Below are 25,367 nucleotides of genomic sequence, written 5' to 3' on the forward strand. Positions count from 1 at the left end.
TTAATTCAATTTATTACTTAAGGAATATGGAACCGAACTATCTTCATTTGCCCAGTTTTTATTGGGTTGATTATCCATATTGAATTGTAATTTTCCACCTTTTTGAATATCCTCGTATTTTAAATAGGATTTGTCATACTCAGCACCATTTAAACTTGCAGATTGTATATAAAAGTTCTTTCCGGAATTTTCTGGTGCAGAAATTTCAAAACGATTGCCATTTTCCAAATAAATACTGGCCTTTTTAAATAATGGGCTACCTATCACATACTCATCAACACCCGGTGTAACTGGATAAAAACCAAGGGAACTAAACACATACCAAGCTGATGTTTGCCCATTGTCCTCATCACCACAATACCCATCAGGTGTAGCGGCATATAATTTGGTCAAAACGGTTCTTATTTTTTCCTGGGCTTTATAAGAAGCATTTGCATAATTGTACAAATAGATCATGTGCTGTATAGGTTGATTACCGTGAGCATAATTACCCATGTTCATAATCTGCATTTCACGAATTTCATGAATCGTAAACCCATAATACGAATGATCAAAATCTGGTGGCATATCAAAAACGGCATCCAACTGGTTCTCAAATTCTTTTTTTCCACCCATTAAATCCATTAAGCCGTTAATATCGTGAAATACAGACCATGTATAATGAATACTGTTTCCTTCGGTAAAGGCATCTCCCCATTTTAAAGGATTGAATGGACTTTGAAAAGTCCCATCTTCATTTTTGCCACGCATCCATTTTGTTGACGGATCAAACAGGTTTTTGTAGTTCATCGAGCGTTTGTAAAACGTATTGGCCAATTCAGTTTTCCCCAACTTGGTTGCCATCTGACCAATCGTAAAATCGGCATATGCATATTCCAATGTTCTCGCGGCATTTTCATTGATGCCTACATCGTAAGGAACATAACCTAACTTATTGTAATAGTCGACTCCCTCTCGACCAACAGAGCGTATTACATTACCGTTTGACAAAGGTCTATTGTTCGATGTTGTAGCGTTTTTGACCATAGCCTCCAACAATACCTCTGTATCACCCAAATCAATTCCTTTTAAGAAGGCATCGGCAATAATGGGTGATGAGTTTGATCCGATCATACAATCCCGGTGCCCCGGACTTGCCCATTCTGGCAACCATCCTGATTCTTTATAGGTATTGGCCAAGCCTTCCATTATATGGCCATTTTGCTCTGGATACATCAAATTAAAAAATGGAAAAACTGCCCTAAAAGTGTCCCAAAATCCATTATCCGTAAACATATACCCTGGCAAAACTTCACCGTTATACGGACTGTAATGAACAATTTCGTTCGCCTGATCCAACTCATACATCTTACGAGGGAATAACAATACGCGATACAAACAGGAATAGAAAGTTCTAATATGATCTATGTTATCATCTTCAATCTGAATTTTACTCAATTCCTTCTGCCAAGCATTTTTCGCTTTCTCCTGGGTTGCCTTAAAAGTATCCTCGCCAATTTCTCTATCAAGATTTAATTGTGCCTGCCCTGGACTAATAAAAGATGAAGCTACCTTGACATTTACCTGTTGCCCCCTTTTTGTTTTAAAACCGACAATGGCCCCAACATGATCACCCTCATTTTCTTTAGAATTTTCAACTAATTTCCATTCATCACCCCAAGTATGCGTCAACTCAAAATCGACATCAAACTCGGCCACGAAATAATTATGGAAATTCTCTGGAACGCCTCCGTTATTATTACGGCAATAGCCAATAATTTTTCTTTCCTCTGGAATGATCTTGACCATCGAGCCTTTGAAAAAACCATCTAGAAGAATGTACGATTGATCTTCAGGAAATGTAAATTTAAAGTGTGCTGCCCTTTCTGTGGGCGCAACCTCTGCTACTACGTCATAATCAGCCAAGTACACGCTGTAGTAATCTGGACGAACTGTTTCGGCTTTGTGTGAAAAATAAGATTCCCGCTCATCTTCCTGAAACTTTAAATCCCCGGTAACTGCCATCAACGAAAAAGCAGCGTAATCATTGATCCACGGGCTGGGTTGATGCGTCTGTTTTATTCCCCTGATCTTTTTGTCATGGTATTTATACGTCCACCCATCACCCATTTTTGAGGTCATTGGCGTCCAGAAATTCATACCCCACGGGGTGGCTATTGCTGGATACGTATTTCCGTTTGATAGACTAAAATCAGAATCGGTACCCATTAAAGGATTCACATATTCCACTAATGAAACTTCATCGGCGCTCCTATTCTTTTCTACTACCTTTTCTTGTTTGCAACCAATCAGAAAGATCAGTAAAATTCCTATTGTGAGCCTCATTTGTTTGTGCTTATAAATTTTCCATCTTCCTTGATGATCAGTTTTTTTCTGGTAAAAGGATCTATTGTAGACAAATTCCAACCTGAAGAATGGGATTCGAAGTTAACCTTGATGATCTCTCCATGAATCGTTTTAGAGATTCCGATGACTTTATTTTTCACACTTCTAAAATCTTCCTTGGCCTGAAGCAATTTTCTATACAAACTGTACATGTGCCACTTCACATATTCTCCTTTCGGAATCTCGAAAGCATCATTCTCTCCAGATTCTTTATCTGAAAAATATATATACCCCCATTTTTCAGGTTCGTGCATATTTATGACCCATTGTGGTGACCATACCCAATTGTATTCATGATGGTATTTTCCGTCTTTATTCTTCTTTCTAGAGTACCTTCCATCATTTAAATCATATTCCCAGTTCACCCTTGAAAAACCGAATCGCCAAAATTCTTTTACCGGAATGTTGTTATGCGTGTTTGCCTCTTTTAGCACTTCCCATGGAATAGCTATCTCAACACTCCACCCTTTATCCTTATCACTTGAATTGTTTAAAGTACCATCAATATTGACAGCAGTTTTTATACCTTGAATATCCCAGCTGTCCAACACTTTTCCATGATTGCGATAGGGTTTGGTCAAAAATAAATCCCAAACTGTGTTCAAGGCATTCATTTCAAACTCCATATAATTGTGAGAATCTCCATCGGGATCAATAAAAATCTCAAAATCATTATTATAGAATATTACAGTGTCCCTTTTCTTTAGAGTTCCCCAAACATGTGGTTCTTCCATTTTAGCAAAGAAATACAGACAGGTATCATCCCAGAGCATTTTCATTTGGGTCTTATAGGTTGGTTCTTTTTTTCCCTCAATATCAATAAAAGTATCGCTCCAAGGGGCTTTTTGCCATGAAGCTTCATTACCTAAACCATCTATACTGATTTCATCAATGGATTTATAAACAATATGTGACCTAGGTACTTCTTGGGCAGCCACCCAAACACATCCTATATACAGTAAAAAGAGAATGAGACTCACTATTTTCTTATTGTCTAAAAACTTATTCATGACCTCTTAAATGCTATTTTTCTTTGTGAATTCTATAATTTCAGAAATACGTCCGAATGCCATTGCTACTGCCGTATCGGCCGCACCATAATATACTGCCACTTTATCTTCTTCTAAAGAATGTAGTGCTGCACACGGAAATACTACGTTAGGAACATCACCTACTTGCTCATATAGTTCTGTAGGTGCTAAAAGATAAGGTTGTGTTCTGTATTTAACCTTATCAGGTTCATTTGCATCAAGAATGGCAGACCCTATTGAGTATCTAAATCCGTTACATGTATTTATTACCCCATGATAGAACATTAACCAACCCTCGTCGGTCATAAACGGAACCGTACCGGCACCGATTTTGCAACTTTGCCATGCACTTTCCTCGAAAGGAGTGACTTTCATTACACATCTATGTTCACCCCAGTATTTCATATCTGGACTAAAACTCACATAAATATCTCCAAAAGGTGTATGACCATTATCACTGGGTCTACTTAGCATAGCGTATCTTCCGCCAATTTTTGAAGGGAATAAAACCCCATTTCTATTGAAGGGCAAAAAGGCGTTCTCACACTGAAAAAACTCCTTAAAATCAAAAGTATAAGCGATACCAATGGTTGGACCATGACAGCCGTTACACCAAGTAATCCAATACCGATCTTCAATAAAAACCACACGTGGGTCATATTTATAATCGGACTCGATCATTGGGGTATTTCCCTCTTGCATTACAATGGGTTCGTGATTGATTTCCCAATGGATTGCATCTTTACTAAAGCCCGCAAAAATATTCATTTGCACTGCTTTGTTATCACATCTAAAAACTCCTGCATACCCATCTTTATATGGTACAACAGCACTATTAAAAATACTGTTCGATGATGGTATATCGTTTCTATTTATGATTGGGTTTTCTGAAAAACGCCAAAGCACATCATCACAATTATCAGGTCTATCTTGCCAAGGTAATTTCATTCTTTACTATTAATTCTTAATTCTGTTAATTCGGGATTTTCCTCACTTTATCTAACCAAGTATACTTCAAAATAATTGATGTTAGGGCAAATACCGCCAAAGCAATCCACGTTTTAGGATAATCACGTATCATAAAATAAATTGGAAGCACAATCATACTGGACTGCCAAACAATTCCTATCCCGCAATTCAACATATCCATCCAAAATTCATTATTCCTTTTTATTGCAACTCCATCTTCTTTAAGTGCATGCAAAACCGGTTTCCACCAACCCCAAGGATGTACATTTTTATAAAATGACTTCAACACGTTCATATCCGTTGGTTTGCTCAAATAGGTGCCTAAGAAAGAACCCAACAAAGAGAAGCCGAAAATAATCGGAAACAAATAAATAGCGTGTAAATGCGATAGCTCATTCAGCCAAGTGTCTTCAGAAAAACTTCCCTTATTATGATCTAAAACAAACTGTAATGTGGCTATGATCAAACCAGCGAGCATGCCCCAAAAGTATCCCCATCCATTAAAACGCCACCATATCCATTTCAAGAAATTGGCGGCAACATAACCACCGAAAAGTGCACTGGTAATCCAAAGCGTCAACGAATTAATTGATTCTGCGAAAAAACCCATAAATACACCAAGTCCTACAACTGCGAAGGATGCAATATGACTTGCCTTAATATAATGCTTATCTGATGCTGAAGGCTTAAAGTATTTTTTATAAATATCGTTTACAATATACGCCGGGCCTGCATTAACAAAAGCCGAGAACGTGGACATAAAAGCTGCCAAGAGGCCTGCCAACAATAAACCTTTGATTCCTACGGGCACATGAAAATTAATCACCTGCGGCAACAATATTTCCAAATCGCCACCGGCCAAAGAAGGGTTAGCAATCATTCCCGGACTTAATACCACTAAGGCTATTACAACAATACCCGCTATTAATAAATACCTAGGAATAAACAATACCAAATTGGTAAAACCACTCATATATGCTGCCTCTTTCACAGTCTTTGTGGATAGAATACGCTGCATATCAAAACTTGGCGTAGGTCCTGCAATACTTGCAAAAAATCCTTTGAAAAGTGACATTCCGATAAAGGCCCCGAACATTTTGTATCCCTCAGAATCAATCAAATTATTAAATGCTTGATATTTCTCGTCCCAATGTGTTCCCAATTCCCAACCAAAAAAGATATTTCTCCACTCTTCGGTTATAACATTGGTAATCTCAACATCACTAATTGCAAAAAAGGCGTAGCCAGCCACCAATATGCCCGCAATGACCATAATAATATATTGTAGAACTTCAGTAGCTACCACTGAAAACATTCCTCCTTTAATCGTATAAATTGTTGTTAGGATTATTATGATCAAGGCATAGGACTGTTCGGAACTAAGTAATAAAGATTCTCCTAAAAACAAAGAAAAGTCCCACGGAAGTATAATTGTCATGAACTTACCCACGCCTTCGAAAAAATATGCTATGAAACCAATAGCTGAAACAATGGCGAAAACAGCAACAATTAAATGGGACGCCCTTCCTGCCTTATCATTTCCGAAACGGGTTAAAATCCACTCAGAGCCTGTCATAATATTTGACCGTCGAATCCACATGGCCAAAAACATCATAACAAAAATCTGATTGAAAATTGGCCATAGCCACATGAACATAAAACTCTTTACCCCATATAGAAAAAGAATACCTACCATCCATGCGGTACCAGATACATCGAACATTCCCGACCCATTACTTAACCCTAGGTAGTACCATTTAATGCCATTATCTCCCAAAAAGTAGGATTCCAATCCCTTTGAGGCCTTTTTGGATACCCAAATACCGACTCCTAGGGTGAGAATTATGTAAATGGCAATTATTGATATGTCTATTATGTTCATAAATCTTTATTCTGAATCTGCGGAAATTCCCCATGACCTATTTGGCATTGGTCCCATTTCGAACTCCAAAGTGCCACCGGCCATAATTTCATCGTGAAGGATGAAAGTTCTATTTAGTATTGTGCTATTTAATTTTACTGATTGTACATAGATGTTCTCTGCAGAGGTATTAGGTGCTAAAATTTCAAATGTTTTCTCCCCTTCAAGCTGAACGGTAGCCTTTTCAAAAATTGGACTTCCAATTTCATATTCGCCCGATCCCGGGTTCATGGGATAAATGCCCAATGCACTCATTACATACCAAGCCGACATTTGACCACAATCCTCGTTACCACTTAAACCATCAGGTTGGGTACTGTATTGGGTGTTCATGATTTCCCTTGCCCAGTATTGCGTACGCCAAGGAGCATCTGCTTTGTTCAACATATAGGCAATATGATGACTTGGTTCATTACCATGTGCATATTGGCCTATTAACCCAGAAATGTCAGGAGATACATTATGCCCGCTCAAATCCGAGCTTTCTGTAAAGAGCTGTTCTACCATTCGTGTAAAAGATTCCTTTCTTCCGTGAAGGTTTATAAGCCCTTCAACATCATGCAGAACATACCAGCTGTGTTGCCAGGCATTACCTTCGGTATAATCAGTATCCTCTATATGGTTTGATGATTTAGGGTCAAATGGTTCGTGAAAAGTTTTGCCATCAGAGGATTTTCCTCTCAAAAAACCCGAAGCAACATCATAAAAATTTTGATAGGCTTTGGATCTCTTGTCAAAATATTGATAATCCTCTTCCTTACCCAATTTCTTGGCCACTTGGCCAACACACCAATCGTTATAAGCATATTCCAAACTAATTGAAACAGACTGATCCATTACGTCATAGGGAATGTATCCATGCTTTTTATAGGCCTCGAGACCTCTACTATCATCCATCATAGTGACTTTCATAGCCTCATAAGCTTTTTCAATATCGAAACCCTGATGTCCTTTCAATATTGCTTCTGCTATCACGGACACACCATGAAAACCAGGCATAGTACCTGTTTCGTTACCGGATAAAACCCAAATTGGTATTAAACCGCTTTCGTCGTAATAAGCGAGCATCGATTTTACTATATCGTCAATACGATTTGGCTCCATAATGCTCAATAATGGCGTTTCCGCCCTAAAAACATCCCAAAGAGAGAGTGATGAGTACTGAGCAAAGTCTTTTGCAATGGCAATACTGTCATTCTGCATTCTAAACTCCCCGTTCTTGTCATTATAAATTGTAGGTGCAATCTGGGTATGATATAAGGCCGTATAAAAAATGGTCTTCAATGAATCAATTGGAGTCTCGACCCGTATTTTTGAAAGTACCTCTTCCCATTCGTTTTTTGTAGAAGCGGTAACGGTATCAAAACCAGAACCTCCTCTGGCTTCCATGTTCAACCCAGCATTTTCAATACTTACCGAAGAAACCGATATTTTAACCTCAACCTGACTTATTTCTTTTTTAAAGAAAAACTGTCCTCCAGTTTTTATTCCTTTTGCTCCATCTTTAGATTTCATTTCCGCTCCGTCGGCAACAAAATTAGAATCAATGATTGGCGAAGATGTCTCAATAACAAAGAATACTTTCTGGTTTTTCGCCCAGCCCGTACTATTTCTATGGCCAACAATTTTGTTGTCACCAACGACTTTCAGGCTTGTTTCCAATGGTTTATCCCAATTCACAGCATAGCCTAAATCAACAATAAAAGAAGGTGTTTCAGCAGTATTGTAAGTATACTTGTGATAGGCAACATAGTCATTGGCAGTAAGTTCAACATCAATATTCGAGTCATCCAATTTCACCGCATAATAACCAGGGATCGCTTTTTCGCTTTCATGTGAAAATTTTGACCCGTAGGGTAAAGAATCCTTACTTTTCCCAAATAAAGTCAAATCCACTTTTTTATTGGTGGGCATCAAAAGAACATCAGCCAAATCACCTATTCCCGTCCCACTTAAATGCAGCTGTGCAAAACCTGATATAACAGAATCACTAACATGGTAACCAGAACACCAATCCCAACCTGGTGTACCGTTGTCCGGGCTAGGTTGAACGCGGCCAAAAGGCGAAGTTGCACCTGGATATGTATGACCATGACCTCCTGTACCGATAAATGGGTCAACATATGTCACAAGGGCATTTGTATCATCATTGCCCTTCTCGTTTTTACATGATAAAAACAGCAAAACAGTAATTAATAAAAAAACTCGGGAGATTGGCATTTAAAGGGTTTTAAAGGGTTTTAAAGGTCAATTTAACTGATTGGATTGTAAACACTGCATAAAGGTGATTAAACTAAAATAAGTATCTTCACTTTTTTATTGGGCATATTAAATATTTATACTTTAGGTCGTATCAAAAACAATTTTAGACCAACAACTATACACCAATGCCAAACGTCAATAAAAGCAATAAAATCATTAGCAGGAACAGATGCGGATAAATGAAAGATTAGATGATATATTAAGTGGTGACGAACCAAAAGGATATGAAATATCATATAAACACCACATTGTTTTTTGGCTTATTTATTTTGCATTCAACGCACTCAGATGGGGAAGCGTTCATGATGATTTAATATATTCTTTAAAGACCAATCTCATTGGTTTTCCAATTCATATTGCCCTCTCCTATTTCAATGTGTATTACTTAATGCCCAAATTCGTATTTCAAAAAAAATACTTCACCTATGCCCTTTTAATCTTTATATCACTTGGGGTTATGCTTTTGGTAAAATTCAACCTCACCTATTATTTTATTAGTACCAATGTAATGCCCGAGGCCGATGAAATTGTTAATACCCTTACCTTAAATTATGCTATCACCACAATGCTGGGTGAGCTATATGTGGTCTCGTTTGTTACGGCCATTAAAATAACTGCGGACTGGTTACAAGAAAACAATAAGTTTCATAACCTTGAAAAACGACAATTGACAACCGAACTTAAATTTTTAAGGTCTCAGGTTTCTCCACATTTTTTCTTCAATACACTCAACAATATTTATTCATTAACGCTTGAAAAGTCAGATAAAGCACCGGAAGTGGTCTTAAAACTTTCTGAGCTTATGCGGTATCTTTTATATGCCACAAAAAAGCCAAAACAAAACCTGAAAAATGAAATAGACTGTATTCAGAACTATATTGACCTTGAGCGTATACGCTTTGATGATTCGTTAGAGGTGAATATGCAGATTTCTGGCGATTTAGAGAATAAAAAAATAGCGCCAATGTTGCTGATTCCTCTTATTGAAAACTGCTTCAAACATGGGGCCAGCAAAAATATTGGTAAAATGCATATTGATGTTGATATCAGTGTTAAAGAAGATTTTCTGTATTTTAATGTCTCGAATACGGTACCTGAGAAAAGAAAAAAAGAAAAATCTGAAAAAAAAATTGGGGGTATTGGGCTTTCCAATGTAAAGAAAAGACTCGAATTGGGTTATGGTAAAAATGAGTATGACCTTAAAATTTCGGAATTGGATAAAAAATTTCATGTTGAATTAAAACTAAAAGTATAATGGAATTGAAAGTGATAATTATTGACGATGAACCATTGGCAATAAACGTGCTAAAGAACTACATTCAACAAATCAAGGAATTAGAGCTTGTAAATTCATTTTCCAACGCGGTGGATGCCTATTCATTCTTGCAAGAGAATGAAATTGATATCATATTTCTTGATATTCATATGCCAATTTTGGATGGGTTGGAATTCTTAAAAACCCTGCAAGATGCGCCTATGGTGGTTATTACCACTGCCCATGAAGAATTTGCCCTGGAGAGTTATGATCTTGAGGTTATCGACTATTTGGTTAAACCTATTCCCTTTCCAAGATTCATGAAAGCTGTGAACAGAATCATGAAATTGAAGCAGATGAACCATTCGAATGATAGAAATGGCCCACATGATCACCCAAGTATATTTGTAAAAGTTGACAAAAAGAAGTTGCAAAAAATCTATTTGGATGAAATCATAGTGGTCGAAAGCCTTAAAGATTATATCCGAATTAAAACCACCACAGGTAAATATATAATTCACAAAACGCTCACTAGCTTTACCGACGAATTACCATCAGATCAATTCATCAGGATACACAGATCATTCACAATTTCCATTGATAAAGTACAGGTTGTTGAGGGTAATAGCGTTGAGATAGACAACACCAGGTACACGATTGGTAGAAGTTACCTCAATGATGTAAAAAGTAAGATATTGAATAACTCCATTTCCTAAAGGTTTTTTGTATTAAAAATTCCGCTTGACCAATTGGCGAGTTAAACACTAATATTCAGCCCACTAGATTGGTTATTAGTCGAATTTAATTGCTACTCCATGCTATTGTTAGGACTTTAATACAGTTAGAATACCTTTTTGTCTTTATTCATCAATCATCATCATTTATAAATTGCTGTGCATACGCTATGAATTTTTCTACAAATAATTATGTAAAGGTTGTATTGGGTTTTGTTTTCGCCCTGCTGGTTTCCTCTTGCGAGAATAATCCAAAAACCACCCAAGGTACTTCAGCAGTTGCCCAAAAAAAAATACCCGAAAAGGTTGATTTCACCTTTCATGTTAAACCTATTATTTCAGATAGATGTTTTAAATGTCATGGGCCCGACAAAAATGCAATTGAAGGCGGACTATCACTCAATACTGCGGAAGATGCATTTATTGCCTTAGGAAAAGAGCAGGATCATTTTGCCATTGTTCCCGGCGATGTTGAAAAAAGTGAATTGGTGAACCGCATTTATACTGATGACCCTAATTTGATGATGCCACCACCAGAATCAAACTTGGAGTTGAATGACTATGAGAAAAAACTTTTAACCAAATGGATTGAGCAAGGAGCCGAATTCAAAGACCATTGGGCCTATATTCCGCCCAGCAAACAAGAAATCCCAGACAGTCCAAAAGACAAATGGGGAAACAACGAGATTGATAATTTTATTGTTCATAAACAACAGGAAATTGGTCTTAACCATTCCGAAAAAACTTCTAAAGAAAAATTGATCCGACGGCTGTCATTTGACCTGACCGGACTTCCACCTAGCGAAGAACAGATACACGCATTTGTTGCCGATGATGCCCCGGAGGCCTTTGAAAAAGTAATTGATACATTCTTGAACACCGATGATTATGCCGAGCACATGGCCACGGAATGGATGGATATTGCACGGTATGCAGACACCCATGGTTACCAAGATGATTTTGAGCGTTTAATGTGGCCGTGGCGCGATTGGGTAATTCATGCTTTTAATGAAAACATGCCATATGATAAGTTCATCACCTATCAATTGGCGGGTGATCTTTTACCCAACCCTACTGAAGAACAAATACTTGCAACGGGATTCAATAGAAACCACAAAATCACTTTTGAAGGTGGAGTAATTCCCGAAGAATACCGGGTAGAATATGTTGAGGACCGTACCAATACCTTCGGTACCGCATTCTTGGGTCTCACCTTTGAATGTGCACGTTGTCATGACCATAAATACGACCCAATCAGTCAAAAAGAACATTTTGAACTCTTTAGTTTTTTCAACAATTTAGATGAAGATGGTTTTGTAGCCGGAGGTGCGGGGGTTATCCCCAAGCCTTTTATGACCATAACCGAGAAAGAGAAAAATGGGGTGCTTCAATTTATCAATTTTGATGAAAATGATAAAAAGGAGATCAAACTCATGGTCATGGAAGAAATGAAAACCCCAAGACCTGCTTTTATTTTGAACCGTGGCGTATATGACCAACCCACAGATGAGGTTTATCCGAATACCCCCAGTTCAATTATGCCATTTCCCAAAGAATTTCCTAGAAACAGATTGGGATTGGCCAAATGGTTGTTCCATAAAGACAATCCGTTAACCGCAAGGGTAACCATAAATAGACTTTGGCAACGTATGTTCGGGGTCGGGCTTGTTGCTTCTGCCTTTGATTTTGGCAATCAAGGTGCCTTACCTTCACATCCTGAGTTACTCGATTTTCTTGCCCTTAAATTAATAGAGGAACAATGGGATATTAAAAAAATGTTGAAATACATAGCAAGCTCTGCTACCTATCAGCAAAGCTCAGAGATTTCTGAAATCGATCTAGAGATAGATCCAGAAAATAGATATCTGGCCCGTGCCTCACGATTGAGGTTGTCTGCAGAGACCATTCGCGATCAGGCGCTGCAAATAAGTGGACTTCTGAACAAGGAAATAGGTGGGCCAAGTGTTAAACCATATCAACCCGAAGGTATCTGGGAAGAAACCACAGGAGGTGGTGGTGGTACGACCGCAACCTATGTATTGAGCGAGGGCAATGACATTTATCGTAAAAGCCTGTATACTTTTTGGAAACGAACCGTACCTCCGCCAAGTATGATGACATTTGATGCCTCTTCACGTGACCTATGCTCGGTAACAAGACAACAGACCAATACGCCACTTCAGGCTTTGGTCTTATTGAACGACCCTCAACTTATTGAAGCTTCAAGGGTATTGGCATTAAAAGAATTGAAAAAAGGAAACGATCTGGAAGCCCAAATTACCTCAATCTTTCAAAAAGCAACCTCCAGATTACCTGATGAAAACGAAAAAAACATGCTGAGCACATACTATAAGCAAACATTGGAAAGCATAAAAAATAAAGAAATACAAGTTGAGGAATACCTCGCTATCGGAAATTATAAAACAGAGGAGAATATTGCCAAAGAGGAATGGGGCGCCTTGGCCTTAACGGCCCACACTATTCTAAACTTGGACGAAACCATAACCAGAGGATAATTATGAGTGAGAAGAAAATTCTTGAAGAACGGTCTTTGATTCTAAACCGTAGATCATTTTTAGGTAAAACCGCCCTGGGTGTTGGTGGTGTTGCTTTAGCTTCTCTCTTGGGAACCAACTTTTTCAGAAAAAGTGAAAATGGCATCTTAACAGCTGATGGTGGACCTGCAGGAGTTAACGGTATATTGAACTCCCTACATCACCCAGCTAAAATAAAAAGGGTAATCTATCTATTTCAAAGTGGAGGCCCATCCCAATTGGAATTGTTTGATTACAAACCACTATTGAACAAAAGACGTGGTGAAGATCTGCCAGAATCCATAAGAAATGGGCAACGATTAACAGGCATGACCTCCGGTCAAGATAAATTCCCACTGGTGGGATCACAATTTGGTTTTCAACAGCATGGCAAGAATGGCACATGGATCAGCGACATATTGCCCTACACGGCTAAAATGGCCGATGATATTTGCGTCATCAACTCAATGTACACTGAGGCCATTAACCATGATCCGGCTGTGACTTTCTTCCAAACAGGTTCTCAGCAACCGGGAAGACCCAGTATTGGCTCTTGGTTGAGCTATGGTTTAGGCAGCGAAAACGAAAACCTTCCGGCATTTACGGTATTGTTATCACGGGGTACGGGTAGGCCAAACGGTCAACCTTTATATACCCGACTTTGGGGCAATGGTTTTTTACATTCATTGCACCAAGGCGTTCAATTCAGGGCTGCAAAAGACCCTGTACTTTATCTGAATGACCCAGATGGTATTTCAAAGAAAAGCAAACGCGATATGCTGGATCAAATCGCCGAGTTGAACGACAAACATTTTCAAGAAAGTGGTGACCCCGAAATACAGAGCAGAATCGCGCAATATGAAATGGCGTATCGTATGCAGACTTCGGTCCCTGATGTAATAAATACAGATAAAGAGCCAGATTATATTTACAAAATGTACGGTGCCGATGCCAAAATTCCCGGTACTTATGCAGCAAACTGTTTATTGGCTAGAAGATTGGCAGAACAGGACGTTCGTTTTATTCAGTTGTACCATATGGGCTGGGACCAACATGACAACCTTCCCGGTGCCATTGAGCGGCAGGCAAAAGATACTGATCAAGCCTCAGCTGCATTGATCGCCGATTTAAAACAACGTGGAATGCTCGAAGATACTTTGGTTATCTGGGGCGGCGAATTTGGTCGTACCAATTATTCACAAGGTGTTTTGACCGATACCAATTATGGTCGCGACCACCATCCAAGATGCTTTAGTATGTGGATGGCCGGCGGCGGAATAAAACCGGGCATTGTTTATGGCGAAACTGATGATTTTGGTTATAATATTACGAGAAACCCAGTTCATGTACATGATTTTCAGGCTACGCTTTTGCATCAGCTTGGTATAAACCATGAAAAACTAACGTATAAATATCAAGGAAGACGCTTTAGATTGACAGATGTTGAAGGGCATGTGATAAAAGACATCCTTACTTAAAACAAGACCAATGAATCGAAGAAACTTTATCCAAAATACTTCCTTAGCCTCCGGAGGGCTCCTTGCCGGAATGCCCATTTTAAATGCCATGGCACCTTTTAAAGATGTAATCATTGGTCATAATTCACATCAATATAAAATAGATATGAATTGGGGAGCGTTGAATTCAAATTTCTACCCAGTGAATGACTGCCATGAAATGGTTCAGGATTCCAAAGGACGCATCATTCTTTTGACCAATCACACCAAAAACAATGTCATTGTATATGACAAATCGGGAAAATTGATTGAAGTCTGGGGAACCGATTATCCCGGTGCCCATGGACTCACATTAAATGTTGAAAATGGCGAAGATGTACTTTACATTTCGGACAATGCCAGACATGAGGTCATTAAAACGACCATTGATGGCAAGGTAATACAGGTATTTACCTATCCAAAAGAATCGGGTAAGTATGATAAAAAAGAACTGTACGTGCCAACCGAGACTGCGATTGCAGCAAATGGCGATGTATATATAGCCGATGGTTACGGTGAGCAATTCATCATGCATTATAACGCCAAAGGGGAATTATTGAACACCTTTGGTGGTAAAGGTGAGGAAGATGAAAAATTCAACAATGCACACGGTATCTGTATTGATACCCGAAACCCATCCGACCCAACCCTGTTGATTACGGCTAGACAGCAGAACAAACTCAAAAGATTTACCATGGATGGTAAGTTCATTGAAAGCTCAGATTTACCGGGCGCTTATATCTGTAGGCCTGTAATACATGGTACCAATGTGTATTTGGCCACGATTTGGTCTGGCGATGGTAGTGAAAATACTGGTTTCGTTTCTGTGCTGGACAAGGATAACAAATTAATTTCTGCACCTGGTGGAAGTACACCAAATTATGTTGACGGCACCTTGGAACATATGCACCAAACAGCCAAGATTTTTCACCATCCGCATGATGTGTGTGTTGATGATGATGAAAACCTATATGTCGCACAATGGAATTCTGGGAAAACATATCCTATAAAATTGTTCAGGGTGTAATTATGAAATGGACTTCCCTCATAATCTTATTGGTATTGATTCAGTCGTGTGCGCCTGAACCAAAACCCCTGTCGCAAAGTGGCACATTCCAACTAGCTGCTCCCACTATCGAATTGGATTCATCCATCTTTAAAAAATCGGCCCAAGTGCAAATGGCTTTGGGATTACCAAATGTCGAAATCAGATATTCCACCGATGGCAATGCTGTTGATAAGAATAGTACACTCTACACGGCCCCTTTTCAAATTGGGGAATCAATGGTCATAAAGGCCAAGGCATTTCATAAAGATTATCTGGAAAGTGGCACAAGCGAAGTACATTCTACCCAAATAAAATATAATGTTTCAAATGCCCTTGTAGGTCTTTCGACAGAAGCGAATACCAATTATAAAGGCAATGGTGCTTCCGGTTTGGTAGATATGCAAAAAGGCACCATGCAATTTAGGGGAAGTGACCAATGGCTGGGCTTTCAAGAAAAGGAGGTAAAAGTATCTATAGACCTTCAAAAAGAGATACAACTGTCAAAAATAGGACTGAGCACTTTAGTGAATCAAGATGGGTGGATTTTCTCCCCGCAAAAAGTGAGCGTTTTTGCCAACGATAAAGAAATCGGCGCTACACAGTTGGATGATGCCAACAAAACACAGGCCAACCAATTACAAATGATTCCTGTACCCATAACCCCAGCTAATTATCAAAAACTGACCATTGTTATTAAGTCACTCGAAGAAATACCACAATGGCACCAAGGAAAAGGTACGTTACCTTGGCTTTTTATAGACGAAATCATTCTTGAATAAATGATCGCACAAACCATTCAAATAGGACATTTACACCCTTTGCTGGTACATTTACCCATCGGGATTCTCGCCATCGGCTTCATTTTAGAGCTACTGTATAAAAAGAAACCGTCTGAGACTGCCAAAGACATAGTGCTTGTTGTTTTACTCATTGGGTTTATTTCTTCGTTGGTATCATTGGGTTCTGGCTGGTTATTGGGAGAAGATGGCAGTTATGATGAAACCTTGCTTTTTCGCCACCGATGGCTAGCGGTCGCTTTTACTGTTTTTACTGGGCTGTTGTATGTCTTGAAAAAAAGCACAAACCATTTAGCGGGTAAAACCTATTTCCCCGTTTTCATTATCACCTTGATACTTTTAAGTATTACAGGGCATTATGGTGGTAGTATGACCCATGGTGAAGATTACCTTTTTGCGGATAACAAGGAAGAAAAAGTGATTATTGAAAATGTGGATGAGGCCTTGGTCTATACTGATATTGTTCAACCAATATTCAATGCAAAATGTGTGAGTTGTCATAACCCCTCAAAGGTAAAAGGTGGTTTATTGATGAACAACCAAACCAATCTATTGGCAGGTGGGGATTCTGGAAGTATTCTCGACTCAGTCTCCAAAACCGAACCTTCTTTAATGCTAATGCATTTACGTTTACCCTTGGAGCATGAGGACCATATGCCGCCTAAAGGAAAAATACAACCCACGGCAGAAGAATTACAACTCATTGAATGGTGGATGACCAACAATAACTGTTTTGATTGTGTTGCGGGGCCCATGGATAAGTCCGAAGAACTCCAAAAAATATTGAAAAGCCTCGAAGTTGATAATTCACCACGTGCCTTGATTGCCAAGGAGGTTGAACCCGTTTCCTACGATTGGTTATTGGCATTGAACAATTCAAATATCTCGGCATCTACTTTGGCTGAAGACAACCCGCTGGTAGAAGTGAGTTTGTATGGTCGTAAAGATTTGACCAAACAGGATTTTAAAATATTAAAAAAATATGCCAAGAACATTGTAGAACTAAATCTTGGAAACACCAATTTCAATGATACTTTGGCAGCGGTCTTACCCAGCTTTAAGCACCTAACAAAATTGCAGTTACAGCGTACAGGTATCACTGACCTGACGGTAGATAAAATTGCTGAGTTGGACTATTTGGAATCACTAAACCTATATGGCAATGCGGTAAATGACGAAAGTCTAACAAAGTTGAATGCATTGCCCAATTTAACCAACCTCTATTTATTTGGCACCAATGTGACCTCGAAGGCCATTGCAAAATATACCAGTGCGCACCCTAAGACAGTAGTGGAGGGACAGGTAGACAGTGAACTCTTTAAACCAACAAGGCTAGAGCCACCAATCATTATTGCCGATAAAGACTTTTTTAAAGATAGTCTGCAGATTGAGTTGGATTATGCTTTTGATGATGTTGATATTCATTTTACCCTAGACGGTTCTGAACCAGATGCTAAGGCAACCAAATACACCCAACCCATTTTAATAACCGAATCTACTTTACTGAAAGCGGTTACCGTTGCTGAAGACTACAAACCCAGCAAGCTTAGCGAAAGCGATTTTAAACGGTTTAAATATGACTATGCAGGAATAGCACTAAACAAATCACCAAATGAGCGCTATAAAGGCCACGGGGCAGCTACTTTGAATGATTTAAAACGTGGTAGCACCAATTTTGTAGATGGTAATTGGTTGGGGTTTGAAGGGCGCCATATTACCGCTACCGTAGAGCTTGGCAAAAAAGAAACCATCTCCACAGTCTCAGTTGGGACACTCTCTTCACCTGAAAAATGGATTTTCTATCCTACCGGTTTTAATGTATGGACCTCTACTAATGGTACTGATTTTAAATTGGTAAAAAGACACAAAGTGGGGACCGAAAAAATAAATACCTTGACCCGTTTTCGTTTTTTTGATGTGCACATACCCCCTACCCAAGCCAAATATGTACGCGTAGAGGTAAAAAGTCAATTAAAGAACCCTTCTTGGCACCCCAACCCTGGCGGAAAAAGTTGGTTGTTTGTTGATGAGATTGTTCTTAATTAAAGCAATTAAAAACATTCCAAAACCTTCCTTATTTAAACCCATCACCAATAAACGGTTAATTTTTTAGTTTATCATTTTCTACTTGTTTTCTAATAGTATTTATAGGAAATTTATAGTATTCGTAAAATAGAAATAAACGTACCATGCTACGTTTATACAATTGTTGGAGGTAATTTAAGAAACGAGCAAATTGAACATTAGAAAAGCAACAGAAACTGATATTGATAAAGTTTGGGAAATATTCTCAAAAGTGATTGAAACTGGAGACACCTATGTATTCAAACCGAATACACCAAAAGCGGACTTAAAAAAACATTGGTTTGCGGATTATATGGAAACCTATGTAATTGAAGAAAATGGACAAATACTCGGAACATATATTATCAAACCTAACCAAATTGATTTAGGAAATCATATTGCAAATTGCAGTTATATGGTGAATCCAAATTCTCACGGAAAAGGAATTGGAAAAAAACTTTGTGAACAATCTATTAAAATAGCAAGGGAAAATAGATTTGAGGGAATTCAATTCAATATTGTAGTAAGTACGAATAAAGGAGCAGTTGAATTATGGAAAAAATATGGATTTGAAATAATTGGAACCACGCCTAAAGGATTTAGACACTCTAAACTAGGTTTGGTAGACACATATATTATGTATAAAGATTTAAAAAAATAAAAAATATCTACAACAATGGCTATAAGTAATTGCTTGCTCTCGCGGCTTTTCAGTTCGGTGTGTACTTGCAAAGTTAACCGCTAAACCACGCAACTACTCATAGCCGAGACCGTTGTGTGTAATTAAAAAAAAGAATATGACTCTATTTCAAAGAAAACTCTTCCTACGTAGAGAATTCACAATGAATAAAGGAGAATTAAATATTAAGTCATCCGACTTAACAAGCTCAGAAGAACTGAATATTTCTTATGAAGAAATCGACACCTCTAAGCTAGTTTATCAAAAACAAACTGACAATATAATGTTGATAATCACAATAATATTTGGTGGGTTTTTCACGATAAATCTTTTTAACCCAGATAACTATAAGGATGATGGATGGTTTGGTGTTGGGCTTTTCCTTTTTATGGTTACGTTGTTTAGTGCAATGATTACCTATGTTAAATCCAAAAACCTTGTATTAATTCCAACCATGAACAACGGGTATATTGAAATTTTGAAAGCGAAACCAAATCAAAAACAGTTTGATGAGTTTTTAAGCGAGTTAACAATCAGAATAACTACATACCTTAAATCAAAATATGGAACTCTAGATTTTGATTTACCAACTGAACCTCAATTAATGAATTTATCCTGGCTAAAAGACCGAGAAATAATTACCCTTGATGAATTCGAAAATTTGAAAAAACAATTAATAAATAATGGAAAAGGGAATAGTCCTGTAGGGTTTAATAAATAATTACACACAACAATACCTATAAATCCATTGCGGCGGCTGCCAGAGGCAAGCAGGGAATTCCTAATTATAAATCCTTATTTTTAACCAGTGGGTTGAATCTAAGCGAAACGCTAGAGACAATTAAGAAATCAACAATGCATTCCATACGACAAATCATCTTAGTATGCTTTATTTTGAGTAGTATCGTTTGTACTGCACAAAGAGAACTCCTATACAAACAAGTCGATTCCACCAAACTATTCTTGGAAGTCTATTCGCCCGAACAGATTGAGACATCCAAAGAATATTCTGCAATGGTTTTCTTTTTTGGAGGCGGCTGGAAAGGTGGTGATAGATCTCATTTTTTGAACCATGCAAAGTATTTTTCCAAACGTGGGATTATTTGTTTTCTCGTTGATTACCGTACGGCAACGAAGCATAAGACCACACCCTTTGAATCACTTAAAGATGCCAAATCCGCTATTAGGTTCATTAGAAAGAATGCGTCAAAATTTAGTATTGACCCAACAAAAATTATAGCTTCTGGCGGCTCTGCCGGAGGGCATCTGGCTGCTGCGACCGCATTGATTGAGGGTTATAATGAAGACACCGATGATTTAAGCATAAGCTGCATACCAAATGCAATGGTGCTTTTTAACCCAGTTATAGATAACGGACCTGGTGGTTATGGTTATGAAAGAATCGGGAACGCCTACAAGAACTTTTCGCCACTTCATAATATCAAAAAAGGAGCTCCTCCCACCATTTTCTTCCTAGGAACAAATGATGCACTGATCCCTGTTGAAACTGCAGCATATTATAATGAAGTAATGGAGAAAGTTGGGAGCAGATGTGAACTACTTTTATATGAGGGTCAAGGACATGGGTTCTTTAATTACAGGGATATAGAACATTATAAGAAAACTGTTGGCGAAGCAGATAAATTTTTACAATCATTAAACTATTTATCGGTTAAACCAATTGTAAAAATCGAGTAAGAATATCTATAATCCATTGTGGGCGGATTTCCTAAACGGAAATCTTCTCTTATTCACTAACTTTATGATACGACAGAAAAGTCCGGTGGACATTTTCCGCTATTTATCATAACCGAACGGTTATGCACAAGCATCGAAAAAATTCAACTTCAATCAAAATATGAACATTTCAGTTGCCCAATTTCAACCAAAAGACGGAGATAAAATATACAACCTATCGATAATACGCAAACTTGCGGAAAAAGCAAAATCCAATGCAGCGGACTTAATCAGTTTTCACGAAATGTCTATTACCGCCTATACTTTTACCAAGGACTTGACTCTAGAACAGATAACGGAATTGGCGGAGGAAGTGCCAAATGGGAAAAGTACGCAGGAATTAATTGCAATTTCCAAAGAATTGGGCATACCGATTTTGGCAGGTCTAGTCGAAAAATATGATGGGAAAATATACAATACGTATATCTGCGTTACGGGAGATGGAGTGGTCGCAAAGTACCGAAAAATCCATCCCTTTATCAGTAAACATATGTCGGCTGGAAATGAGTATTGCGTATTCGACCTGCTTGGCTGGAAATGCGGAATTTTAATTTGTTATGACAACAATGTAATAGAAAATGTAAGAGCGACAAGCCTTTTGGGAGCGGAATTAATTTTCGCGCCCCACGTTACAGGTTGTACACCATCGGCAATGCCACATCGAGATTATGTAGCAGACAAGTATTGGCAAAACCGCTTAAATGACCCTGTTTCGTTGCGAATGGAATTTGACGGCCCGAAAGGTAGGCGTTGGTTAATGCGTTGGCTGCCTGCAAGGGCTTATGACAATGGAGTTTACTACGCATTTACAAACCCAATTGGTTATGACGGAGAACATCTGAAAAATGGCAATTCGATGATAATCGACCCATTTGGAGAAATTTTATCTGAAGTAAAGTCATTTGACGACGATATTACGATTTCAAAAATCACAAAAGAAAAAATCAAACTGTCCGGTGGTTGGAGATATAAAAACGCTAGAAGACCGGAATTGTACAAAGACATAATTGGCGGAAATCACGAATCGGACACAACACCTGTTTGGATGAAGTAGAAAACGGCCAAAGATTGCGTAAAAGCCTGTGCATAACAATGCCTATAATTAATACGGACTTCGGTCTTTACCCCAAGGTCTGTGTATATTTATGATGTCGCACTAATCATAGCCGAGACGCGCACCAATTAAAAAATACAGAACAATGAAAAAGCAATCTCTATTATTTTTATTTCTACTTTTTACAATATGTTCATTTGGTCAATTAAAACAGAGTCAGGCAATAGACTACCTCTTTTTAGATTGGAATAAGCCCAATGTACCTGGTTGCGCAATAGGAATTGTTCAGGATGGAAAACTAATCTACACTAAAGGATATGGAATTGCTGACTTGGAACACGATATACAAATAACACCGGCATCTGTTTTTTATATTGGCTCTGTCTCTAAACAGTTTGTAACATTTAGTATTTTACTTCTTGAGGAGCAAGGGAAGTTAAACCTTGATGATAAAATTCAAAAGTATTTACCTGATTTCCCCGAATATGATTCTACCCTAACTATTAGAAATTTTATTCATCATACTAGTGGTGTTAGAGACTATTTAACCTTGATGTATTTAAAGGGAAGAAACTATCTCGACAATACCGATGAAGATGAAGTCTATGAACTTATAAAAAAACAGAAAGAGCTGAATTTTACACCTGGCGAGAAATATTTATATAGCAATTCTTGTTATTTCATGCTCGCAATGATAGTTGAAAAAGCCGCAGGTCAATCCTTAAAAGATTTTGCACATAAAAATATTTTCCAGCCTTTAGGAATGAAAAATTCTCTTTTTTATGATGACAATACAGACATAATTAAAAATCGAGTTTTTAGTTATGAGAAGAAAAGTAATGAAGATGGATTTAATAATTTGATTATGAGATTTGACCTAGTTGGTTCTGGTGGAGTTTATTCAAGTATAGAAGACTTGTTTTTATGGGATCAGAATTTTTATAACAATAAGCTTGGAAAAGGAGGGCAAAGCATTATTAATAAAATGCACGAGGAAGGTTTTTTAAATAATGGAGAAAGTAGTGGCTATGCTTTTGCCTTAAATAACGGAAATTATAAAGGATTAAAAACGGTTAGTCATGGAGGTTCACTTGCAGGATATCGAGCACAATTAATGCGATTCCCGGATGAGAATTTTTCTGTAATCATTCTGGCCAACAGAGGAGATGCAAATCCAACTCGTAAATCTTTTCAAATAACAGATATTCTACTAAAAAATAAATTTGTAGAAGAAAAAACCGCAGAGAAGAAAATTCAAAAAGTAGATGAAAGCAGTTCTGATAGAAAAGAAAAGATAGATTTTTCAAATTTAAACTTCGAAGATTATATCGGGAGATATTATAGCGAAGAATTAGATGTGAATTATATTTTATCTCTTGAAGAAGAAAAACTAAATATTCAAATTGCAAATTATGCTCCTCAAGAATTGTCCGTTTATGACAAAGATAGTTTTAGTGGAGGTCGATTCTCAATTCGATTCAACAGGCGGAATGGAATAATAACAAGTTTTGAATTTGATGCGGGAAGAGTAACCAATTTAAAATTCGAAAAGAAATAAAAGGTGCTAACAATACCTATTATCCATTGCGGGCAGATTTCCTAAACGGAAATCTGTACAATTAGCAAATTATGGTCTTAGACGCAAAAGTTCTACCATGCACGCCTCTACTCGCCCACTGCTAGCGGAGGTGGCATGCTAAAAATTTACATTTCACTTTTTTAGTTATTGAAAAAATGAAGCAAATGATTTTAAAACAAATTCAAAAATTACCTATAGGCTATTCAGAAGCTATTTATAACAACAAGAAATATGGAATTACTAAAGAAGTTTTTAATAATGGCAAATCATTTAAAATCTATGGAAGCGAACTACAGGGTAACGACTTTGTAAGCTTAAACTATTATTTAACGTCTAACAATGAATTATTAAAACCTTGCGAAATGCCAAAAGAAAAAGTAATCCATTTTTTAAAAAACATAGATTTAATATGAGCGAAGTAAAATTTAAAAATATACGATTCAATCCAGACATAACACCTTTTCATGATTTAGCTAAAAATATGGCTAAAGCAGTTGGTTATACAGCAGACTTAGCAATAGACAAACAATTGGCGCAACTATTACGTTTACGCGTAGCCCAAAAAAACGACTGTGCATATTGTGTCATTTTGCATGCAAAGGCTTCACGGGACGCCGGAATTTCTGAAGCAAAAACCGATAATATTTCATCTTGGTATAATAGTGAATTATTTAACGAAGTTGAAAAAGTGACACTAGCATATTGCGATGTGTTAACAGATGGTAAATTAAAAGACTTTCAGAAATATCACGATGCATTAACAGACCATTTTAATGAAAAAGAAATTGCAGAAATAGCAGCTATAATTATTAATATGAATTTATGGACACGACTGAAGCTAGCACAAGGCGCTATTCCATTCATAAAAGAATAATATGGCCATAGGATTAGGAACTGCTGCTTTAGGTAGACCACAATATATAAACGTACGCCTAGAGCCTTCTGAAATGAATCTAAAGTCTTTTAGAGCGCAAAGTTTCTCTGTTTTAGAAAGAGCTTATGAATTAGGTGTTAGATATTTTGATACAGCTCCAGGTTATGGTTTGGCAGAAAATCTACTATTGGAATGGTTAAATACTAAAAACGATTCGAGTATTCAAATAGCAACAAAATGGGGATATACCTATGTTGCAAATTTTAATTCAAATGCTAAAGTTCACGAAATAAAAGAGCATAGCTTAGAAAAGCTAAATGAGCAATGGCAAATTTCAAGAGCATTTTTACCCAACCTAAAAGTGTATCAAATACATTCTGCAACATTAGAAACCGGTGTTCTTGAAAATAGGGCCATTTTAGAGCGAATGGCATTTTTAAAAAATGAACATCAAATAGAAATTGGTATTACTGTCACTGGAGAAAACCAGACAGAAGTGATTAAAAAAGCGCTGGATGTTTCAGTAAATCAAGAACAATTATTTGATGCTTTTCAGGTAACTTATAATATACTTGATCAAAGTTTAAATGCAATTTCAAAAGAACTGATTGGGCAAAATAAAAGGATAATCATTAAAGAGGCTTTAGCCAATGGAAGACTTTTTAGAAATACCAGTTATGATCACTATCTAAAGCTATATAATGTTTTAGAAGAATTAGCAAAAAACCACAATGTTGGTGTTGATGTTATAGCTCTTAAGTTTTGCGAACAAACAATAGCCAAAAATATGGTTTTAAGTGGTGCGTCAAATATTGTGCATTTAGAATCGAACCTAAAAGCGAATACTGCTGTTTTATCTGAAGATGATATAGCTATGCTTAAGAATTTCAAAATTGATACAACAAAGTATTGGCAAGAGCGAAAACAATTAATTTGGAATTAAACTAT

At 37.5% G+C, this 25,367-nt stretch carries 20 protein-coding genes; 15 read left to right on the top strand and 5 right to left on the bottom strand.

Features of this window, described 5'->3' with window-relative positions:
• From FB2170_RS02740 to FB2170_RS02760, 5 genes are read right to left on the bottom strand one after another with little or no spacing between them, the layout of a single operon-like run.
• Positions 1–2,325: a GH92 family glycosyl hydrolase gene (locus tag FB2170_RS02740; RefSeq protein WP_013304976.1), complete on the bottom strand. Its 2,325-nt coding sequence runs from the start codon at positions 2,323–2,325 to the stop codon at positions 1–3.
• The gene (locus FB2170_RS02745; RefSeq protein ID WP_013304977.1) at positions 2,322–3,395 is read right to left on the bottom strand and encodes a carbohydrate-binding family 9-like protein; all 1,074 of its coding nucleotides are present in this window, start codon (positions 3,393–3,395) and stop codon (positions 2,322–2,324) included. The genes FB2170_RS02740 and FB2170_RS02745 overlap by 4 nt, the downstream gene beginning before the upstream one ends.
• A gap of 6 nt (positions 3,396–3,401) precedes the next feature.
• Positions 3,402–4,364: a glycoside hydrolase family 130 protein gene (locus FB2170_RS02750; RefSeq protein ID WP_013304978.1), complete on the bottom strand. Its 963-nt coding sequence runs from the start codon at positions 4,362–4,364 to the stop codon at positions 3,402–3,404.
• Positions 4,365–4,389: 25 nt separating this feature from the next.
• Positions 4,390–6,267, bottom strand: a complete 1,878-nt coding sequence (locus tag FB2170_RS02755) for a sodium:solute symporter family protein (RefSeq protein WP_013304979.1) — start codon at positions 6,265–6,267, stop codon at positions 4,390–4,392.
• Between the two features lie 6 nt (positions 6,268–6,273).
• Positions 6,274–8,526 (bottom strand): GH92 family glycosyl hydrolase, encoded by a 2,253-nt coding sequence (locus tag FB2170_RS02760; protein ID WP_013304980.1) that lies wholly within the window; start codon positions 8,524–8,526, stop codon positions 6,274–6,276.
• 211 nt (positions 8,527–8,737) lie between these two features.
• Between FB2170_RS02760 and FB2170_RS02765 the strand changes: the two genes are divergently transcribed.
• The 15 genes from FB2170_RS02765 (at position 8,738) to FB2170_RS02835 (ending at position 25,362) form a co-directional block, all read left to right on the top strand.
• The gene (locus tag FB2170_RS02765; protein ID WP_013304981.1) at positions 8,738–9,823 is read left to right on the top strand and encodes a sensor histidine kinase; all 1,086 of its coding nucleotides are present in this window, start codon (positions 8,738–8,740) and stop codon (positions 9,821–9,823) included.
• Positions 9,823–10,539, top strand: coding sequence for a LytR/AlgR family response regulator transcription factor (locus FB2170_RS02770; protein ID WP_013304982.1), 717 nt, complete (start codon positions 9,823–9,825; stop codon positions 10,537–10,539). The genes FB2170_RS02765 and FB2170_RS02770 overlap by 1 nt, the downstream gene beginning before the upstream one ends.
• Positions 10,540–10,727: 188 nt before the next feature.
• Positions 10,728–13,073 carry a PSD1 and planctomycete cytochrome C domain-containing protein gene (locus tag FB2170_RS02775; RefSeq protein ID WP_013304983.1) on the top strand — a complete coding sequence of 782 codons (2,346 nt, stop codon included), beginning with the start codon at positions 10,728–10,730 and terminating at the stop codon, positions 13,071–13,073.
• Positions 13,074–13,075: 2 nt separating this feature from the next.
• The gene (locus FB2170_RS02780; RefSeq protein WP_013304984.1) at positions 13,076–14,569 is read left to right on the top strand and encodes a DUF1501 domain-containing protein; all 1,494 of its coding nucleotides are present in this window, start codon (positions 13,076–13,078) and stop codon (positions 14,567–14,569) included.
• A 10-nt stretch (positions 14,570–14,579) separates the two neighbouring features.
• Complete coding sequence (locus FB2170_RS02785; RefSeq protein WP_013304985.1) at positions 14,580–15,614, top strand: peptidylglycine monooxygenase; 1,035 nt, start codon at positions 14,580–14,582, stop codon at positions 15,612–15,614.
• A complete protein-coding gene (locus FB2170_RS02790) occupies positions 15,569–16,414 on the top strand; it encodes a chitobiase/beta-hexosaminidase C-terminal domain-containing protein (protein WP_083802974.1) in 846 nt (281 codons plus the stop codon). The genes FB2170_RS02785 and FB2170_RS02790 overlap by 46 nt, the downstream gene beginning before the upstream one ends.
• The gene (locus tag FB2170_RS02795; protein WP_013304987.1) at positions 16,415–18,478 is read left to right on the top strand and encodes an FN3 associated domain-containing protein; all 2,064 of its coding nucleotides are present in this window, start codon (positions 16,415–16,417) and stop codon (positions 18,476–18,478) included.
• 190 nt (positions 18,479–18,668) lie between these two features.
• Positions 18,669–19,157, top strand: a complete 489-nt coding sequence (locus tag FB2170_RS02800) for a GNAT family N-acetyltransferase (RefSeq protein WP_013304988.1) — start codon at positions 18,669–18,671, stop codon at positions 19,155–19,157.
• 136 nt (positions 19,158–19,293) lie between these two features.
• The gene (locus FB2170_RS02805; protein WP_148232047.1) at positions 19,294–19,896 is read left to right on the top strand and encodes a hypothetical protein; all 603 of its coding nucleotides are present in this window, start codon (positions 19,294–19,296) and stop codon (positions 19,894–19,896) included.
• 134 nt (positions 19,897–20,030) lie between these two features.
• The gene (locus tag FB2170_RS02810; protein ID WP_083802947.1) at positions 20,031–20,873 is read left to right on the top strand and encodes an alpha/beta hydrolase; all 843 of its coding nucleotides are present in this window, start codon (positions 20,031–20,033) and stop codon (positions 20,871–20,873) included.
• Between the two features lie 160 nt (positions 20,874–21,033).
• A complete protein-coding gene (locus tag FB2170_RS02815) occupies positions 21,034–21,966 on the top strand; it encodes a nitrilase family protein (protein WP_013304991.1) in 933 nt (310 codons plus the stop codon).
• Between the two features lie 145 nt (positions 21,967–22,111).
• A complete protein-coding gene (locus tag FB2170_RS02820; RefSeq protein ID WP_013304992.1) occupies positions 22,112–23,524 on the top strand; it encodes a serine hydrolase domain-containing protein in 1,413 nt (470 codons plus the stop codon).
• Between the two features lie 176 nt (positions 23,525–23,700).
• Positions 23,701–23,958 (top strand): hypothetical protein, encoded by a 258-nt coding sequence (locus FB2170_RS02825; RefSeq protein ID WP_013304993.1) that lies wholly within the window; start codon positions 23,701–23,703, stop codon positions 23,956–23,958.
• Positions 23,955–24,419: a carboxymuconolactone decarboxylase family protein gene (locus tag FB2170_RS02830; RefSeq protein WP_013304994.1), complete on the top strand. Its 465-nt coding sequence runs from the start codon at positions 23,955–23,957 to the stop codon at positions 24,417–24,419. The genes FB2170_RS02825 and FB2170_RS02830 overlap by 4 nt, the downstream gene beginning before the upstream one ends.
• A 1-nt stretch (position 24,420) precedes the next feature.
• Positions 24,421–25,362: an aldo/keto reductase gene (locus tag FB2170_RS02835; RefSeq protein WP_013304995.1), complete on the top strand. Its 942-nt coding sequence runs from the start codon at positions 24,421–24,423 to the stop codon at positions 25,360–25,362.
• Positions 25,363–25,367 lie beyond the last annotated feature (5 nt).

The sequence above is a fragment of the Maribacter sp. HTCC2170 genome (genome assembly GCF_000153165.2).
GTDB lineage: Bacteria > Bacteroidota > Bacteroidia > Flavobacteriales > Flavobacteriaceae > Maribacter_A.

Excerpts from the sequence above, each read along its gene's own strand:
- FB2170_RS02740 (WP_013304976.1), bottom strand. The coding sequence starts at position 2,325 with ATGAGGCTCACAATAGGAATTTTACTGATCTTTCTGATTGGTTGCAAA.
- FB2170_RS02745 (WP_013304977.1), bottom strand. The coding sequence starts at position 3,395 with ATGAATAAGTTTTTAGACAATAAGAAAATAGTGAGTCTCATTCTCTTT.
- FB2170_RS02750 (WP_013304978.1), bottom strand. The coding sequence starts at position 4,364 with ATGAAATTACCTTGGCAAGATAGACCTGATAATTGTGATGATGTGCTT.
- FB2170_RS02755 (WP_013304979.1), bottom strand. The coding sequence starts at position 6,267 with ATGAACATAATAGACATATCAATAATTGCCATTTACATAATTCTCACC.
- FB2170_RS02760 (WP_013304980.1), bottom strand. The coding sequence starts at position 8,526 with ATGCCAATCTCCCGAGTTTTTTTATTAATTACTGTTTTGCTGTTTTTA.
- FB2170_RS02765 (WP_013304981.1), top strand. The coding sequence starts at position 8,738 with ATGCGGATAAATGAAAGATTAGATGATATATTAAGTGGTGACGAACCA.
- FB2170_RS02770 (WP_013304982.1), top strand. The coding sequence starts at position 9,823 with ATGGAATTGAAAGTGATAATTATTGACGATGAACCATTGGCAATAAAC.
- FB2170_RS02775 (WP_013304983.1), top strand. The coding sequence starts at position 10,728 with ATGAATTTTTCTACAAATAATTATGTAAAGGTTGTATTGGGTTTTGTT.
- FB2170_RS02780 (WP_013304984.1), top strand. The coding sequence starts at position 13,076 with ATGAGTGAGAAGAAAATTCTTGAAGAACGGTCTTTGATTCTAAACCGT.
- FB2170_RS02785 (WP_013304985.1), top strand. The coding sequence starts at position 14,580 with ATGAATCGAAGAAACTTTATCCAAAATACTTCCTTAGCCTCCGGAGGG.
- FB2170_RS02790 (WP_083802974.1), top strand. The coding sequence starts at position 15,569 with ATGGAATTCTGGGAAAACATATCCTATAAAATTGTTCAGGGTGTAATT.
- FB2170_RS02795 (WP_013304987.1), top strand. The coding sequence starts at position 16,415 with ATGATCGCACAAACCATTCAAATAGGACATTTACACCCTTTGCTGGTA.
- FB2170_RS02805 (WP_148232047.1), top strand. The coding sequence starts at position 19,294 with ATGACTCTATTTCAAAGAAAACTCTTCCTACGTAGAGAATTCACAATG.
- FB2170_RS02810 (WP_083802947.1), top strand. The coding sequence starts at position 20,031 with ATGCATTCCATACGACAAATCATCTTAGTATGCTTTATTTTGAGTAGT.
- FB2170_RS02815 (WP_013304991.1), top strand. The coding sequence starts at position 21,034 with ATGAACATTTCAGTTGCCCAATTTCAACCAAAAGACGGAGATAAAATA.
- FB2170_RS02820 (WP_013304992.1), top strand. The coding sequence starts at position 22,112 with ATGAAAAAGCAATCTCTATTATTTTTATTTCTACTTTTTACAATATGT.
- FB2170_RS02825 (WP_013304993.1), top strand. The coding sequence starts at position 23,701 with ATGAAGCAAATGATTTTAAAACAAATTCAAAAATTACCTATAGGCTAT.
- FB2170_RS02830 (WP_013304994.1), top strand. The coding sequence starts at position 23,955 with ATGAGCGAAGTAAAATTTAAAAATATACGATTCAATCCAGACATAACA.
- FB2170_RS02835 (WP_013304995.1), top strand. The coding sequence starts at position 24,421 with ATGGCCATAGGATTAGGAACTGCTGCTTTAGGTAGACCACAATATATA.